This is a genomic window from Mesorhizobium sp. B2-4-2, from assembly GCF_006442845.1.
GTDB lineage: Bacteria > Pseudomonadota > Alphaproteobacteria > Rhizobiales > Rhizobiaceae > Mesorhizobium.
In genome coordinates, this window is the sequence record NZ_VFVM01000007.1 from 15,274 (window position 1) to 29,458 (window position 14,185).

Sequence of the window (14,185 nt, forward strand, 5' to 3'; positions counted from 1 at the left end):
AATTCGGGAGGAATTTCTGATGGGCATTGAAGGTGTTGGCGCTCGCGTGGCGCGCAAGGAAGACAAGCGGTTCATCACTGGTGCCGGCCGCTATGTCGACGACATGGTGGTGCCCGGCATGAAGCATGCGGCCTTCGTGCGCAGCCCGCACGCGCATGCCCAGATCGTGAAGATCGACGTCGACAAAGCTCAAGCCATGCCGGGTGTCATCGGCGTGCTGACCGGCAAGGAGCTGAAGGCCGATGGCATCGGCAATCTCATCTGCGGCTGGATGATCCATTCCAAGGACGGCTCCCCGATGAAGATGGGAGCCTGGTCGCCGCTGGCGGTCGACAAGGTTCGCTATGTCGGCGATGCGGTCGTCGTCGTGGTCGCCGACACCAAGGGCCAGGCGCGCGACGCCGCCGAAGCGGTCGAGATCACCTACAATGAACTCGAGGCGGTGGTGGATGCGACGAAGGCGCTCGAAAAGGGCGCTCCGCAACTCCATCCGGAAGCCGAAAACAACCTGATCTTCGACTGGGAGATCGGCGACGCCAAGGCGACCGACGCGGCGATCAAGGCGGCTTCCCACGTCACCCGCATGAAAATCGTCAACAACCGGCTGGTGCCCAACGCCATGGAGCCGCGGGCAGCGCTGGGCCACTATGACAGGGCGGAAGACCACTATACCTGCTGGACGACCTCGCAGAACCCGCATGTCGCCCGGCTGGTGATGAGCGCCTTCTACAACATCGCGCCGGAAAACAAATTGCGCGTCATCGCGCCCGATGTCGGCGGCGGTTTCGGCTCCAAGATCTATATCTATCCCGAAGAGATCGTCTGCCTGTGGGCGTCCAAGAAAACCGGCGTGCCGGTGAAATGGGTGGCCGACCGCACCGAGAGCTTCCTCTCCGATGCGCATGGCCGCGATCATGTCTCGACAGTGGAAATGGCCTTCGACAAGAACAACAGGATCACCGGTCTCAAGGTCGACACGTTGGCCAATCTTGGCGCCTACATGTCGCTGTTCTCGTCCTGCGTGCCGACCTATCTCTACGCGACGCTGCTGTCGGGCCAGTACGATATCCCGGCGATCCACGCCAATGTCCGCACGGTCTACACCAACACGGCACCGGTCGATGCCTATAGGGGGGCAGGGCGGCCCGAAGCCACCTATCTCATCGAGCGCACGATGGAGACCGCGGCGCGGGAACTCGGCGTCTCGCCGGCGGAGCTTCGGCGGACCAACTTCATCACCACGTTTCCGCACCAGACGCCGGTCATCATGAACTATGACGCCGGTGACTATGGCGCCTCGCTCGACGCGGCCATGGAGGCCGCCGACTATGCCGGCTTTGCCGGGCGCAAGGCGGAGGCCGCCAGGAACGGCAAGCTGCGCGGCATCGGCATGAGCTGCTACATCGAAGCATGCGGCCTGGCGCCGTCGGCCGCGGTGGGCTCGCTCGGCGCCGGCGTCGGCCTTTGGGAATCGGCCGAGGTGCGCGTCAATGCCGCCGGCACCATCGAGGTGCTGACCGGCTCGCACAGCCATGGCCAGGGCCATGAGACGACCTTCGCGCAACTGGTCAACGAACGGTTTGGGGTGCCGATCGACAGCGTCTCGATCGTCCATGGCGACACTGACAAGGTGCAGATGGGTATGGGTACCTACGGCTCGCGCTCGGGCGCGGTCGGAATGTCGGCGATTGCCAAGGCGCTGGACAAGGTCGAGGCCAAGGCCAAGAAGATCGCGGCGCACCTGCTCGAGGCCGACGAGGGCGACATCGTCATCGAGAACGGCGCGCTGAAGGTCGCCGGCACCGACAAAAACGTGCCGTGGTTCCAGATGGCGCTGGCGGCCTATACCGCTCATAATTTGCCCGGTGGCATGGAGCCGGGATTGAAGGAGACGGCGTTTTACGACCCGTCCAATTTCACCTTTCCGGCCGGCTGCTACATCTGCGAGGTCGAGATCGATCCGGAGACCGGAACGACCGAGATTATCCAGTTCGTCGCGGCCGACGATTTCGGCAACATCATCAACCCGATGATCGTCGAGGGCCAGGTGCATGGCGGCATCGCGCAGGGCATCGGCCAGGCACTGCTCGAAGGCGCCCACTATGATGCCGACGGCCAGCTTCTGACAGCGAGCTACATGGACTATACCATGCCGCGTGCGGATGACCTGCCTTCGTTCAAGGTCTCGACCTCGAACACGCCGTGTCCGGGCAATCCGCTCGGCATCAAGGGCTGCGGCGAGGCCGGCGCTATCGGCTCGCCGCCGGCGGTGATCAACGCCATCACCGACGCCATAGGAATCGCGGATATCGCCATGCCGGCTTCGCCGTCTACGGTGTGGGCCGCGATCCGTGCGACGGCGAAGCACTGAAAAAAGGAGAGTGAGTAGTGAATAGTGAGTAGTGAACAAAAACGCGGTTGCCGCGGCAATTGATCACCCGCTATTCACCACATTACCGACCAATGCCTACTCACTAATCACTACTGACTACTGACTATCCACTCTTCACCAGGGAGAGCCTCCAAATGTACGCAGTCAATTACCACCGCGCCGCCTCAGTCGCCGATGCCGCGAAGCTCGTCACGGGCGGCGACGCCAAGTTGCTGTCGGGCGGCATGACCCTGATCCCGGCCATGAAGACGCGGCTGGCGGCCCCTTCCGATGTCGTCGACCTGTCGCGGATCAAGGAGTTGCAAGGGGTGACAGTGTCCGGCAGGACGGTCACGATCGGCGCCGCCACCACGCATTTCGATGTTGCCAGCGACGACAAGTTGAAACACGCCTGCCCGGCGCTCGCGCATCTGGCATCGCTGATCGGCGATCCGGCAGTACGCTATAGGGGCACGATCGGCGGCTCGATCGCCAACAACGACCCGGCGGCCGATTATCCAGCGGCCATGCTGGCGCTAAATGCCACCATCATTACCAACACGCGCCAGATCGCGGCCGACAAGTTCTTCGTGGGCCTGTTCGAGACGGCGCTGGAGGACGGCGAAATCCTCACGGCCGTCACCTTCACCGCGCCGGCAAAGGCAGCCTATAAAAAATTCCGCAATCCGGCCTCCCGCTACGCCATTGTCGGCGTGTTCGTGGCCAAGGGTGTGGACGGCGTCAGGGTGGCCGTGACCGGGGCCGGCGACGATGGCGTCTTCCGCTCGAAGGAGATCGAGGCCGCGCTCGCGAAGGACTTCGTGGCTTCGGCGCTCGACGGCGTCAAGGTGCCGGCGACCAAGCTGATGAGCGATATCCACGCTTCCGCCGACTACCGTGCCAATCTGGTCGCGGTCATGGCCAAGCGCGCGGTGGCCGCCGCCAACGCCTGATTCCTTCCTGCTCCTGTCAGGCAGGAGAGGGACTTCTCGCCCCTTTTCCGCAGACGGGCGCATTTTGGCAATCTCGCACTTGCACAAAGCGATATTGCACTGCACTATGCCGGCGATCAAACGCGAGCCGGGTTCGGAGTGTTCATCACGACCTGCGACCCTATTCGCATGTTTCAATGCGAAGGGAGCGGCATGACCGACATCTCCGCGACGCATATTGTGCCGCCAAGATCCGTCGCCGACAGATCCGCCAGGACAAGACTGGCCTATCTCGACGGCTGGCGCGGACTTTCGATCGCGCTGGTGCTTATCGGCCATTTCTTTCCCGTTGCAGGGATCAATCTCGGCGTACTGGGCGTCGAATTCTTCTTCGTGCTCAGCGGCCGGCTGATGGCCGAGATCCTGTTCGTCGAGCGCTACCCGCTGAAGAAATTCTTCAAGCGCCGCTTCTCCCGCATCTATCCCGCGCTGCTGGTGTTCGTGATCGTTTCGATGATTGCGTTGTCGGGCACGTTCGTCGCCTTCAAATGGAAGGCGGCGCTGACGGCGCTGACATTCACCTACAACTATGCCGGAATTCTCGTGAACCGCGCTGGCGCGCTCGACCACATCTGGTCGCTCTGTGTCGAAGAGCATGCCTACATCATCCTGGCAGCGATCAGCGCACTTGTCGCAAGCCGTAGCCGCGTCATCCCGCTGCTCCTGGTGCTGGCGGTGCTGGCCATGGCAAACGGTGCGGTTTCGTACTGGTTCCTGCACATGGACTACGAGACCACATACTGGCGCACCGACGTGCATATTGCGTCGATCCTGCTGTCGGCCGCCATCTGCCTGCTGAAGACCGACGGCAAGCTGCCGGCCCTGTTGAAGGGCCCTTATGTGGCGGTGGCGGCGGCCATCGCGGCGGTGCTTCTGTTCATGGACCCGGTACCAACCCCGATCCACTATCTGGTCGCCGTGCCGCTCCTGGCGCTTGCCGTCAACGCTCTCGATTTCAGCACGAGATTGTTTTCTGGACTGCTGTCGTCCTGGCCTATGGCGACGTTGGGTCTATGGTCCTATTCGCTCTATCTGTGGCAGCAGCCATTCTACAAATTCGTCTATGAGCGAGGCAGCGACCCATGGCTGATGCTGGCTGGGGTCTTTGCCTGCGCGCTCTGCAGCTATTATGTCATCGAGCGGCCGTCGCGTGAGTGGCTGAACCGCAACTGGTGAGTGACGCCGCAGTGTCCCTCCCTTGCGTTGCCTAGCGGCCAAGGTCAGCCTCGCTCGATGCCGCCTGTCCGGCAGCTTGTTTGGTAAGTTCGTCCTAATATAGCCAGGGGTGACCTGGCGATCTGCTTGCCGGATAGCCCGATGTCCTTAGACATTGGTATTATGGCAGCTATTCCTTGTTGTCCCGCCCCGTGCTCCGCCTAGTTTATTCGAATCGGAGCATTGCATGGGAGGATGGAATGGCAACGACCAGGGAAAACGCCGGCGGCTGGCTCGACCGCTCGCGCACGATCGCCGAGCCCGGTTTCAGCAGATGGATGGTGCCGCCGGCGGCGTTGTGCATTCATCTTTGCATCGGTCAGGCCTACGCGTTCAGCGTCTTTAACCTGCCGATGTCGAAACTGATCGGTATCACCGATTCGGCGCCCGACGACTGGAAGCTGACCGGACTCGGCTGGATTTTTTCGATCGCGATCCTGTTTCTTGGCCTCGCGGCAGCCTTCGGCGGCGGTTGGCTGGATCGCGTCGGCCCGCGCAAGGCGATGGTCGCGGCCGCCTGCTGTTTCGGCGGCGGTTTCATCGTGTCGGCGCTCGGCGTCACCTTGCATCAACTGTGGATCATCTATCTCGGCTACGGCGTCCTGGGCGGCATCGGCCTCGGGCTCGGTTACATCTCGCCGGTCAAGACGCTGATCACCTGGTTTCCCGACCGGCCGGGCATGGCGACCGGCATGGCGATCATGGGGTTTGGCGGCGGAGCCTTCATCGCTTCGCCGCTTTCGGTCTATCTGCTGAAGCTGTTTTCGACCCCGCAGCATATCGGTGTCGCCGAAACCTTCATCGTGCTGGGCATTGTCTACTTCATCTTCATGCTGATCGGCGCTGTCATCGTCAGGGTGCCGCCCGATGGCTGGCGTCCGGCCGGCTGGACGCCGCCGACGACACAAAACACGATGGTGACAACCGCCAACGTCCATCTCGACGACGCGTTGAAGACACCGCAGTTCTGGCTGTTGTGGGGCGTGCTGTGCCTCAACGTGACGGCCGGCATCGGCGTCCTCGGCCAAGCCTCCGCCATGAGCCAGGAGATGTTCCCGGGACGCATCACGCCGGCCGCCGCCGCCGGCTTCGTCGGCCTGCTATCGATCTTCAACATGCTCGGCCGCTTCTTCTGGGCGTCGACCAGCGACTATATCGGCCGCAAGACGACCTACGCGGTCTTCTTCGTGCTGGGCGTGATCCTTTATGCAGTGGTGCCGTGGACGGGCCAGTCGGGCAACGTGTTCCTGTTCGTGCTGTTCTATGGCGTCATCTTGAGCATGTATGGCGGCGGCTTTTCCACCATTCCGGCCTATCTGCGCGATGTCTTCGGCGTGCGGTATGTCGGTGCCATCCATGGCCGCCTGCTGACGGCGTGGTCAGTGGCGGGCGTGCTGGGGCCGGTCCTGGTCAACTACATCAGGCAGTACCAGATCGATGCAGGAGTAGCGAAGGCCGATGCCTACACGGTCACCATGTACATCATGGCCGGCCTGCTCGTCGTCGGTTTCCTGCTCAACCTGATGATGCGGCCGGTGGATGCACGGTTCCACATGAAGGCCGAACCGGCTGCAGCGTAAGGAGAGTGATCATGGCGCAAGACAACAGCAATTCTGTCAAATTGGTCCTTGCCTGGCTGCTGGTCGGCATCCCGCTGTTGTGGGGGTTCTGGACGACGCTGGTCAGTGCAGCGGCGTTGTTCCAGTAGTGGCAGAGACCTGGAAAGGAGCAGCGCTCAGGCGATGATCCGCCTGACGTAGTAGCGCACCGCCTTCTTGCCGCCATGGATCACCGCGTCGCCGACCTCGGTGAAGCCGAGCGCTGCATGGAAGGCGTCCGAAGCCGGGTTGGGCGGGTCGGCATTGACCTCGCATGTGACCAGTGCATGGCCGGCGCGCGTGGCGTGCTCGAACAGGTCTTGGTAGAGCAGGCGGGCATGGCCGCGGCCACGAGCTTGCGCCGCCACCACGACGCGATCGACATAGACGAAGCGCTCGTAGCGTTCGCGAAACCAGAGAAAATTCGGACTGTCGTACCGAGCCCCTTGATCGAAGGTCATGATGAAGGCTTCGAGCGCGCCGATGCGGCGCGCATAGAACGCCTCGCCAAGCAGGAAAGACAGGCGCTCGGGCTCAAGCCACGACAATTCGGCGGCATGCTCGTTGTTGAGCGCGAGTATGGCCGCTTCGTCGCTTTGCCTGACACGGCTGATCGGGGAGAGGGCGGTCATGCCTTGGCCGCCGCGATCGTCGCTGCCACAAGCGGCGTATCGGTGAGCGTATTGCGATACTCGCGGTCGAGATCGGAGCCACCCATGCCGACCTTGGGATTGCGGTAGCGCATGGCGCTGGGCACGTCCTTAAGGACGGCGAAATGCATTTCGGACAGTCCGGTCCTTTGCCGCACCTCGGCAATGTTGCCGAGATCGAGCCCGCCGCAGCCGAGAATGACGATGCGGTCGCCCCCCTGTCGCACCAGGTCCGCCAGCAGCGACAGGCCCTCCATCGCCGTGTCGCGTTGGCCGCTGGTCAGCACGCGGCCGACCTTGCAACGGATCAGCGCTTCCAAAGCCTCGGCCGGGTCGCGCGTCATGTCGAAAGCGCGGTGACACGTGACGTTAAGGCCGCCGGCGGCCTCCGTCAGTTCGCTCATGCGGCGCTCATCGATGGTGCCTTCGGCGGTGAGGCAGCCGAACACCACGCCGGGCACGCCGAGGTCGCGCAGGGCGGCTACGTCGGCCAGCATCGAACGGTACTCGGTTTCGCTGTAGAGAAAATCGCCGCCACGCGGCCGCACCATGACATGGAACGGCACAATCGCCTGGTCGAGCGCGGCGCGCACGGTTCCCAAGCTCGGCGTGATGCCGCCTTCGACGAGGCTGGCGCACAGTTCGACCCTGTCGGCGCCGCCGGCCTGTGCGGCCAGAAGGCCATCAATGCCCTCGACACAGATTTCGATCAGCGGCGGGCGGGCTTCTTCAGTCAAGGTGTGATCCTGTCCATGATGTTGTGAGAAGCCCGTAGCACCCGCGCGGCGGGCGCGAAAGCAGGAACGGCACGGCGCATTGGACCAGGGGGCATTTCCCTGCTTGACAGTCTTATAACTACATGGTTATGAGTTAACCCATAGCCATCGAGTTATTGATCGCGAGCGGTGGCTCGACGACGACTAAGAGGAGCACGGCATGACACAGACCAAATCGATCGTCGTTGAACGGCTGATTCCGCATTCGGCGGAGAAGATATGGCGTGCGCTGACAGTGCCCGAACTCGTCGCAGAATGGCTCATGCAGAATGACTTCGCGCCGCAAGAGGGGCATCGCTTCACGTTCCGCGCTTCACCGGTACCGGGCTGGTCCGGGGTGACGAACTGCGTCGTGCTGAAAGTCGAGGCGCCACGCCTGCTTGCCTATAGCTGGGGCGACGGAAGCGAATCCGACAGCGGACTGAAAACCGTGGTGACCTGGTCGCTCACGCCTGAGGGCGCGGCGACCCGGGTGCGGATGGAGCACTCGGGGTTCCGGCCGGCCGACGAGCGTGGATATGTCGGCATGGGAAGCGGCTGGCCGCGTATTCTTGAGCGACTTGAGCAGGTGGCTGCGAAGCAAGGCTGAGCGCCGACTCTCCTCGACCAACCGGTCGCCATGGCCGGCGAACCACAACAAGTCTCCCGGATGCGCCGCTTCCGGGCATGGCAAACCGCGCCATGTTCAAAGGTTTCAAACGGAGAAAGACCATGGAAGCCAGGCTCAAGAACCCCGTGATGCTCATCCCCGGCGCCCTGCAGGCGCTGCTGGCGCTGGACAAGTCGACCGAGGCGGCCGATTTGCCCTATGTGACGCGCAAGCTCGTCCATCTGCGCGCCAGCCAGATCAATGGCTGCTCGGTTTGCGTCGACATGCATGCGCGCGAACTCAAGAAGGCTGGCGAGAAGGACGAACGCATCTTTGCCTTGTCGGCCTGGCGGGAGACGCCGTACTTCACCGATGCCGAACGCGCCGCGCTTGCCCTTGCCGAAGCCGGCACAAGGCTGGCCGACAGAACGGATGCCGTGACGGACGAGGTATGGGACGAGGCCGCCCGGCACTATGACGAAAAGGCGCTTGCCGGGCTCGTCATCCAGATCGCCGTGATCAACGCCTTCAACCGGCTGAACGCCACGACACGCCAAATGGTCGGCGCCTGGGGCTAAGGCCGCGCGAAGGCGAGCCGTGCCACGGTGCAATGGCGGCTGGACTCGCGGTGCACCAAACCTGCTTGCCTAGCCGGGCCGGGTCGCGGCCGGCGGCAATTCGAACAGTTTGGCGCCATTTTCCTCGCCGCGTTCGACATAGCCGATGGTGCGAAACCATTTTGCGATTTCCGGTCCCGTGAGCCAACTGCGGGAGTGAATAGGGAGATTGCCGGCGAGCGCCTGGATCTGCCTGATATGCCGCCTGCAGAAACGCACGGTCGCGGCCCTGAAAAAGCCCTCGCGCGCCGCGAACAGCGTGTCCGCGGCGTCGCCATGCTCGTGCCAGGCGACGATTGCTACGGTCCCGTCGCTGTCGACAAGGGCATGGGCGCGGCCCTCCTTCAGGTTCATCATCAGATTGTCGTAGGCGACCTTGCTGTCCTTGCCCGCGGCGATGTATTCGTCGGACATCCGCTTGGACAAATGGCGAAACACGTCTTCCAGATCGCCGACCGTCGCTGTTCGTGCTCTCATTTCTGCTCCTTGAGCCCCGGCAGGGAGTTTGCTCCAGGAAAAGGCATTCACCAAGCAAAGGGATTTCGCGAAAAACCCAACGGGGGGAATCCGGTTCCGCCGGTAAGGCGGGCAACCGGCGTAGCATCGTCAGCCCGGTCGTGCGGAACCGGATGTGAGAGCTGGGCCAACGCTTAACGCGGCGCGCTCCCGTGGCGAGACAGTTCGAGGAGCCGGAGCAGCGGTGGCTTACTGGCGCAAAACCGTGTTCTTGGTGCCTTCCTCGACCTGGTCGATCACCAGCAGCTTGACCGGGCCTTCACCGATATTGGTGGCCTGATGCCACTGCCCGATCATCTCGATGATGAAATCGCCAGTCTTGTAGGTGTTGCTGTTGCCGGTCTCGACATTGGTGACCTTCAACGTGCCGGCCTCGACATAGGCGTAGCGCGGGAACGGATGCTTGTGCACCGGCAAGGTCGCGCCCGGCGCTATGTCGTAGGTCGACACCAGCACCTGCACGTTCTTCTGCGGCAGCGTGATCGGCTGGCCGGAAGCGGTGGTCGTGCGCGAGGCGAGGGGTGTCACGACGACGGGTGTGCCGCTGCTGTCCAGCGCATGAGCGCCGGTCGCGAACGCCGCAGCCGCCAGCAGCAATGCCGATGCCAGGACTTTTCGCATGATTCCTCCCCAAACCGCCGCATCTATCGCGCCGCGAAGGCCGGTGCGCAAGCATGTCCCTGACGAATCTGATTGGACTCGCTGGCCTGGACGTGGCGGGCGACGTGTCAAATCGCTGCGGTAAGCTGGATCTCGACACGGATCTCGGGCAAGGCGAAGCTCGCCCCGACCGTGGCGCGTGCCGGGGGCTCCACGCCGTCGAGCCATGTGACCCAAGCCTTGTTCATCGCGTCGAAGTCTTCGACATCCCTCAACCAGATCTGCGCGACCAGCAGCTTCGATCTATCCGAACCGACGCTCGCCAGAAGGCGATCCGCCTTTTCCAATATCTCCTTCGTCTGCTCAGACGTGCCGGTTTTCTTGTCATCGGCCGTCAAGCCCGAGAGATAGGCCGTGCCGTTGTGAACGACGATACGGCTAAGCCGTTCGTTCTTGTCGAATCGTTCGATGTTCCCCATGGCGGAGGCCCCTGGTTGCGTTGGTCAAAAGCAGGCCGCCGTACGCAATCCAGCGGTCTGCTGAGCGGGATCAGACGTGCGCGACAGCGGAGCGCTGGGCGTGGGCCTGGAAGAAGCGTTGCGGACGAAACGTTTCCATTTCGTCATGGATTTTGCCGCGCACGACTTCGTCGGCGACCACCTTGCCCAATTGCGGGCCGATGGTCACACCACTGTGCGTTACGGCCATGTAGTGGCCGACGATATCCGGCATGGCGCCGGCACAGGTGTAGCCGTCCTCCGGGAACGGCCGGACCGTCGTGCGAATGGCTTCCACACCTGCGTCGCGGAGCGAAGGCAGGACCTTGGTCGCCGCATCCAGGAGCGTCGCCGCCTCGTTCCCGGCAGGGCTGAGCACCTCCGGCTTCTCCAGGGTCATGTCTACCGAGACCTTATGGATCATGATGCGCCCCGCTCCGTCGGGACGGATATCCAGATCGTCGGCATGCAGCTGGCTTCGGAGCGTCAACGCCACCGGCGGGGTGAAGGCGAGCACGCCTATGGTCGAGGAAAGTGGAATACCCTGGGCATCGCCGAGCCTCTCACTAGACCAGCCGCCGGTGCAGCTCACGACGGCATCCGCAGCGTGTCGGCCTCCGTTCGCCGTCCGAACTGCCCGTACGCGCCCGCTTTCGGTCTCGATCTCGGTCACGCGTGAACCGAGTTTGACCTGTGCTCCCCAGCGCTCCTTCGCCGCCCGCAAAAGCCAGGCCGAGTAGAGCACCGGATCGACCCAGCCCTCTTCCGGATAGTAGGAGATTGGACAATCGCCGAAGGCGGAGGCATCGATATCGGGCTCCATCTCGGCGACGCGCTTCTTGTCGATCCACTCGACGCCGTAGCCCCATTCCTTCATCTGCCTGAAGTTCTCGAAATAATCGTCCATCGACTCCGGCACTGTTCGCCAATCGAAACTGCCGGTCTGGGTGAACCAGGGAGCGACGCCGAAGTCGCGCTTGAGTTCAAGATGGGCGCGCATTCCCGAGACGTTCAGATCGAAATACGGCCGGGGCTGCTTGGTCGTCGCATTTGTCCAGGCAAAGCTTACCGCCGACGTGCCGCCTGCTATCCGTCCGGCCTCCAGCACGACGACGCTTGCTCCCGCCTTGGCGCATTCATAGGCGGCGGAACTGCCGACGATACCGGAACCAATGACCACGACACGCATAAAAATGACCTCCAAAAATTCCCGGGCTAATGACGTCATCCGATACGAGTAATCTCTGAAAGACGAATCGATGCAAATGCCGCTATATCGTTGAGAGATGTTGCTGGAGTTCTTGACAGTACTGCTGACGCCGCTCTTCTTAATTCGATCGGCGCCTGCGATGTGTTTGCAACCCCGCACAACATCCTCGGTTGCCTGAAAACATTGCAATGGGTGCCAACTGCGGTCAATTGAACTGGTCGCTGCCGTTCATGGCCAAAAGTTATGAACCAATGTCCCAGCCATCTGCGGCTGCCCAGGTCGGCCCATTAGCCCGCACGGGCAACTTCTCGTGCGAAGTTATCAAATTCGGGCGCAACCGTTTGCGAGAGCAATGCTACGCTTATCGGCGCATCGGGGATCGCGGAATGGAAGAGACTGCACGGTGAGTGGCGAGCCGGAATTCCTCCTGATCGACAAGAACGCGATCCGGGACATTTTGAGCCTATCCCTGGCTCTTGAAGCGACCGAGGCCGCACTGCGCAAAACATCGAGCGGCATGGCGCGCCAGCAGATCAGGCGCACACTTGAGCTGCCGGGTGCGGCCGGGAGTTGTCTGTCGCTTATGTATGCTGCGCTGGATGACCGGCCGCTGTTCGGGGCGAAGGTGCTTTCCGTGTTTCCTGACAATTTCGCGCATGGGTTCGCGTCTCATCGCGGCGGTGTCTTCCTGTTCGACAAGGATCATGGACGGCCTGTAGCCTTGATCGACGGGGGAGAGCTTACGGCTTGGCGGACCGCGGCGGCCAGTGCTGTCGCGACGAGGGCACTTTCGCGCGAAGACAGCACCTCGCTGACACTGTTCGGATATGGCGAGCAAGCGCGCCGGCATGTCGCGGCTATTGCGGACGTCCGGCCGATCCATGCGATCCATGTTTGGGGTCGCGACTTTGCAAAGGCGCAGCACTTCGCCGAGGAGCAGTCAGCCGCCGGATTCCAGGCGAAGGCACATCGCGACCCTGGCGAGGCCGTTCGCGAGGCCGACATCATCTGCACCACGACATCTTCCGAAAAGCCGGTGCTGTGCGGCGAATGGCTTCCGCCTGGTGTCCATATCAATGCGGTCGGGGCGAGCGTCGCTTCATGCCGCGAGCTCGACCTCGACTGTGTGCGCAGAGCGCAGATCTGGGTCGACTACCTGCCTATGGCGCTGACGGCCGCGGGAGAACTGATCGAGGCGATTGAAACCGGCGTGATCGGCGTCGATCATATCCGTGGCGAGGTCGGCGACGTGCTGGCAGGTGCGAAACCCGGCCGCACTGGCGACGATCAGATCACGCTTTTCCGGTCTCTCGGCGTTCCCGCGCAAGACATCGAGCTTGCCAATCTTGTCTATATCTCCGCCCGCAACGCCGGACTCGGCACCTCAATTGATTTCAGGTTGTGATGCCATGCTGAGCTGCCAACGAGATCTCTTCTCCATTCCCCGCGAGACAGCTTATCTGGATGTCGCATACATGTCTCCGATCCCGACCGCCGCCGTCGCGGCCGGCGAGGCCGGCGTCAGGGTGAAAGCCGAACCCTGGAAAATGACCATCGCCTCCTATTACGACGAGGTGGAAGAGGCTCGGCAGCTCGCCGCATCAATGGTGGGCGCCGATGCCGATGAGATCGCCATTGTGGCCGCCACCAGCTATGGCATGGCTATCGCAGCCGCCAACGTTTTGGTTGCGGCAGGTTCGGCCATCCTTCTGATGGAGAACGAACACACCTCGCACAGATATGTCTGGTATGACCTCGCGCAACGCGCCGGCGCCTGCGTTGATATCGTCCCGCAACCAGCCGACGGCGACTGGACCAGCGCGATCGTATCGGCAATCCAAGACTCGAGCCGTCCCATCGCGGTCGTTGCGGGGACGCTGGTGCATTGGTTCGAGGGCGTGGCGATCGACCTGGAGGCGGTGGCCGCCGCCACACGGGCAGCGGGCGCCAGTCTTGTCGTTGACGGAACCCAGTGGGTTGGCGCGATACCCTTCGATGTCCGGCGCGTCCGACCGGACTTTCTCGTCTTTGCCACCTACAAGTTCCTTCTGGGGCCATATCGCCTCGCATTCCTTTACGCCGACCGGCGTTGGCACACAGAGGGGCGCACTCTGGAGCATCATTCATGGAACCGGATGGGCGGGGACAAATCGGACTTCTACAAGGTGGCCGTGGCCGAGTTTCTTCCCGGCGCGCGGCGGTTCGACATGGGGGAACGCTCCGATTTCGCGGTCCTGCCTATCGCAATCGCCGCAATGAAGCTCATCCGCGGTTGGACCGTCGGGCGCGTGTTTGAGCGCCTGCGTCACCTTAATGAGCTTGTCTGGGCGCAGGCGGAAAGCAGAGGGCTGCCGGTCGCGCGTCCGCGACACCCAACGCCCCATATCGCGATCCTCGACATAGGGGGCCGTCTCGCGCCGAATGCGGCACAAGAGCTGAAGCGGGCTGACGTGCACGTCACGCTGCGCGGCACGAAGATGCGCGTGTCGCCGCATGTCTACAATGACGAAGCCGATATCGGCCGCCTGTTCGAATGCCTGCCGCTCCGCTAGAG

General features: G+C 62.6%; 14 protein-coding genes. 8 read left to right on the plus strand and 6 right to left on the minus strand.

Annotation, left to right across the window (positions count from 1 at the left end; all coding sequences use genetic code 11):
* Positions 1 to 19: 19 nt before the first annotated feature.
* The 4 genes from FJ942_RS16900 to FJ942_RS16915 all read left to right on the plus strand — a co-directional run bounded on the left by FJ942_RS16900 (position 20) and on the right by FJ942_RS16915 (position 6,158).
* Positions 20 to 2,371, plus strand: a complete 2,352-nt coding sequence (locus tag FJ942_RS16900) for a xanthine dehydrogenase family protein molybdopterin-binding subunit (RefSeq protein WP_140898278.1) — start codon at positions 20 to 22, stop codon at positions 2,369 to 2,371.
* Between the two features lie 155 nt (positions 2,372 to 2,526).
* Positions 2,527 to 3,324: a xanthine dehydrogenase family protein subunit M gene (locus tag FJ942_RS16905; RefSeq protein ID WP_140623328.1), complete on the plus strand. Its 798-nt coding sequence runs from the start codon at positions 2,527 to 2,529 to the stop codon at positions 3,322 to 3,324.
* Positions 3,325 to 3,516: 192 nt separating this feature from the next.
* Positions 3,517 to 4,539, plus strand: coding sequence for an acyltransferase (locus FJ942_RS16910; protein WP_140898280.1), 1,023 nt, complete (start codon positions 3,517 to 3,519; stop codon positions 4,537 to 4,539).
* A 239-nt stretch (positions 4,540 to 4,778) separates the two neighbouring features.
* On the plus strand, positions 4,779 to 6,158 hold the full coding sequence (locus FJ942_RS16915) for an OFA family MFS transporter (protein ID WP_140495731.1): 1,380 nt from the start codon (positions 4,779 to 4,781) through the stop codon (positions 6,156 to 6,158).
* Positions 6,159 to 6,313: 155 nt separating this feature from the next.
* Here the strand turns inward: FJ942_RS16915 and FJ942_RS16925 are convergent, their stop codons facing one another.
* Positions 6,314 to 6,808: a GNAT family N-acetyltransferase gene (locus FJ942_RS16925; protein WP_140495733.1), complete on the minus strand. Its 495-nt coding sequence runs from the start codon at positions 6,806 to 6,808 to the stop codon at positions 6,314 to 6,316.
* The gene (locus tag FJ942_RS16930) at positions 6,805 to 7,563 is read right to left on the minus strand and encodes a copper homeostasis protein CutC (protein WP_140555124.1); all 759 of its coding nucleotides are present in this window, start codon (positions 7,561 to 7,563) and stop codon (positions 6,805 to 6,807) included. The genes FJ942_RS16925 and FJ942_RS16930 overlap by 4 nt, the downstream gene beginning before the upstream one ends.
* A 199-nt stretch (positions 7,564 to 7,762) precedes the next feature.
* Between FJ942_RS16930 and FJ942_RS16935 the strand changes: the two genes are divergently transcribed.
* Together FJ942_RS16935 and FJ942_RS16940 are read left to right on the plus strand one after the other, a co-directional pair.
* Positions 7,763 to 8,191, plus strand: coding sequence for an SRPBCC domain-containing protein (locus FJ942_RS16935; RefSeq protein ID WP_140495735.1), 429 nt, complete (start codon positions 7,763 to 7,765; stop codon positions 8,189 to 8,191).
* A gap of 122 nt (positions 8,192 to 8,313) precedes the next feature.
* The gene (locus FJ942_RS16940; RefSeq protein WP_140495736.1) at positions 8,314 to 8,769 is read left to right on the plus strand and encodes a carboxymuconolactone decarboxylase family protein; all 456 of its coding nucleotides are present in this window, start codon (positions 8,314 to 8,316) and stop codon (positions 8,767 to 8,769) included.
* Positions 8,770 to 8,838: 69 nt separating this feature from the next.
* On the opposite strand, the gene FJ942_RS16945 is transcribed toward FJ942_RS16940, so the two are convergent.
* From FJ942_RS16945 to FJ942_RS16960, 4 genes are all read right to left on the minus strand, one after another.
* Positions 8,839 to 9,285, minus strand: coding sequence for a hypothetical protein (locus tag FJ942_RS16945; protein ID WP_140495737.1), 447 nt, complete (start codon positions 9,283 to 9,285; stop codon positions 8,839 to 8,841).
* Positions 9,286 to 9,513: 228 nt separating this feature from the next.
* The gene (locus FJ942_RS16950) at positions 9,514 to 9,945 is read right to left on the minus strand and encodes a cupin domain-containing protein (protein WP_140495738.1); all 432 of its coding nucleotides are present in this window, start codon (positions 9,943 to 9,945) and stop codon (positions 9,514 to 9,516) included.
* A gap of 107 nt (positions 9,946 to 10,052) precedes the next feature.
* On the minus strand, positions 10,053 to 10,403 hold the full coding sequence (locus FJ942_RS16955) for a RidA family protein (RefSeq protein WP_140898282.1): 351 nt from the start codon (positions 10,401 to 10,403) through the stop codon (positions 10,053 to 10,055).
* A gap of 70 nt (positions 10,404 to 10,473) precedes the next feature.
* A complete protein-coding gene (locus FJ942_RS16960) occupies positions 10,474 to 11,820 on the minus strand; it encodes an FAD-dependent oxidoreductase (RefSeq protein WP_246674704.1) in 1,347 nt (448 codons plus the stop codon).
* A gap of 121 nt (positions 11,821 to 11,941) precedes the next feature.
* Between FJ942_RS16960 and FJ942_RS16965 the strand changes: the two genes are divergently transcribed.
* The gene (locus FJ942_RS16965; protein WP_140898298.1) at positions 11,942 to 13,036 is read left to right on the plus strand and encodes an ornithine cyclodeaminase family protein; all 1,095 of its coding nucleotides are present in this window, start codon (positions 11,942 to 11,944) and stop codon (positions 13,034 to 13,036) included.
* Entirely contained in the window at positions 12,978 to 14,183 is a 1,206-nt protein-coding gene (locus FJ942_RS16970) for an aminotransferase class V-fold PLP-dependent enzyme (RefSeq protein WP_246676720.1), read from the plus strand. Before FJ942_RS16965 ends, FJ942_RS16970 begins: the two co-directional genes overlap by 59 nt.
* The last annotated feature ends 2 nt before the right edge of the window (positions 14,184 to 14,185 follow it).

Excerpts from the sequence above, each read along its gene's own strand:
- FJ942_RS16945 (WP_140495737.1), bottom strand. The coding sequence starts at position 9,285 with ATGAGAGCACGAACAGCGACGGTCGGCGATCTGGAAGACGTGTTTCGC.
- FJ942_RS16900 (WP_140898278.1), top strand. The coding sequence starts at position 20 with ATGGGCATTGAAGGTGTTGGCGCTCGCGTGGCGCGCAAGGAAGACAAG.
- FJ942_RS16905 (WP_140623328.1), top strand. The coding sequence starts at position 2,527 with ATGTACGCAGTCAATTACCACCGCGCCGCCTCAGTCGCCGATGCCGCG.
- FJ942_RS16925 (WP_140495733.1), bottom strand. The coding sequence starts at position 6,808 with ATGACCGCCCTCTCCCCGATCAGCCGTGTCAGGCAAAGCGACGAAGCG.
- FJ942_RS16955 (WP_140898282.1), bottom strand. The coding sequence starts at position 10,403 with ATGGGGAACATCGAACGATTCGACAAGAACGAACGGCTTAGCCGTATC.
- FJ942_RS16935 (WP_140495735.1), top strand. The coding sequence starts at position 7,763 with ATGACACAGACCAAATCGATCGTCGTTGAACGGCTGATTCCGCATTCG.
- FJ942_RS16915 (WP_140495731.1), top strand. The coding sequence starts at position 4,779 with ATGGCAACGACCAGGGAAAACGCCGGCGGCTGGCTCGACCGCTCGCGC.
- FJ942_RS16950 (WP_140495738.1), bottom strand. The coding sequence starts at position 9,945 with ATGCGAAAAGTCCTGGCATCGGCATTGCTGCTGGCGGCTGCGGCGTTC.
- FJ942_RS16940 (WP_140495736.1), top strand. The coding sequence starts at position 8,314 with ATGGAAGCCAGGCTCAAGAACCCCGTGATGCTCATCCCCGGCGCCCTG.
- FJ942_RS16910 (WP_140898280.1), top strand. The coding sequence starts at position 3,517 with ATGACCGACATCTCCGCGACGCATATTGTGCCGCCAAGATCCGTCGCC.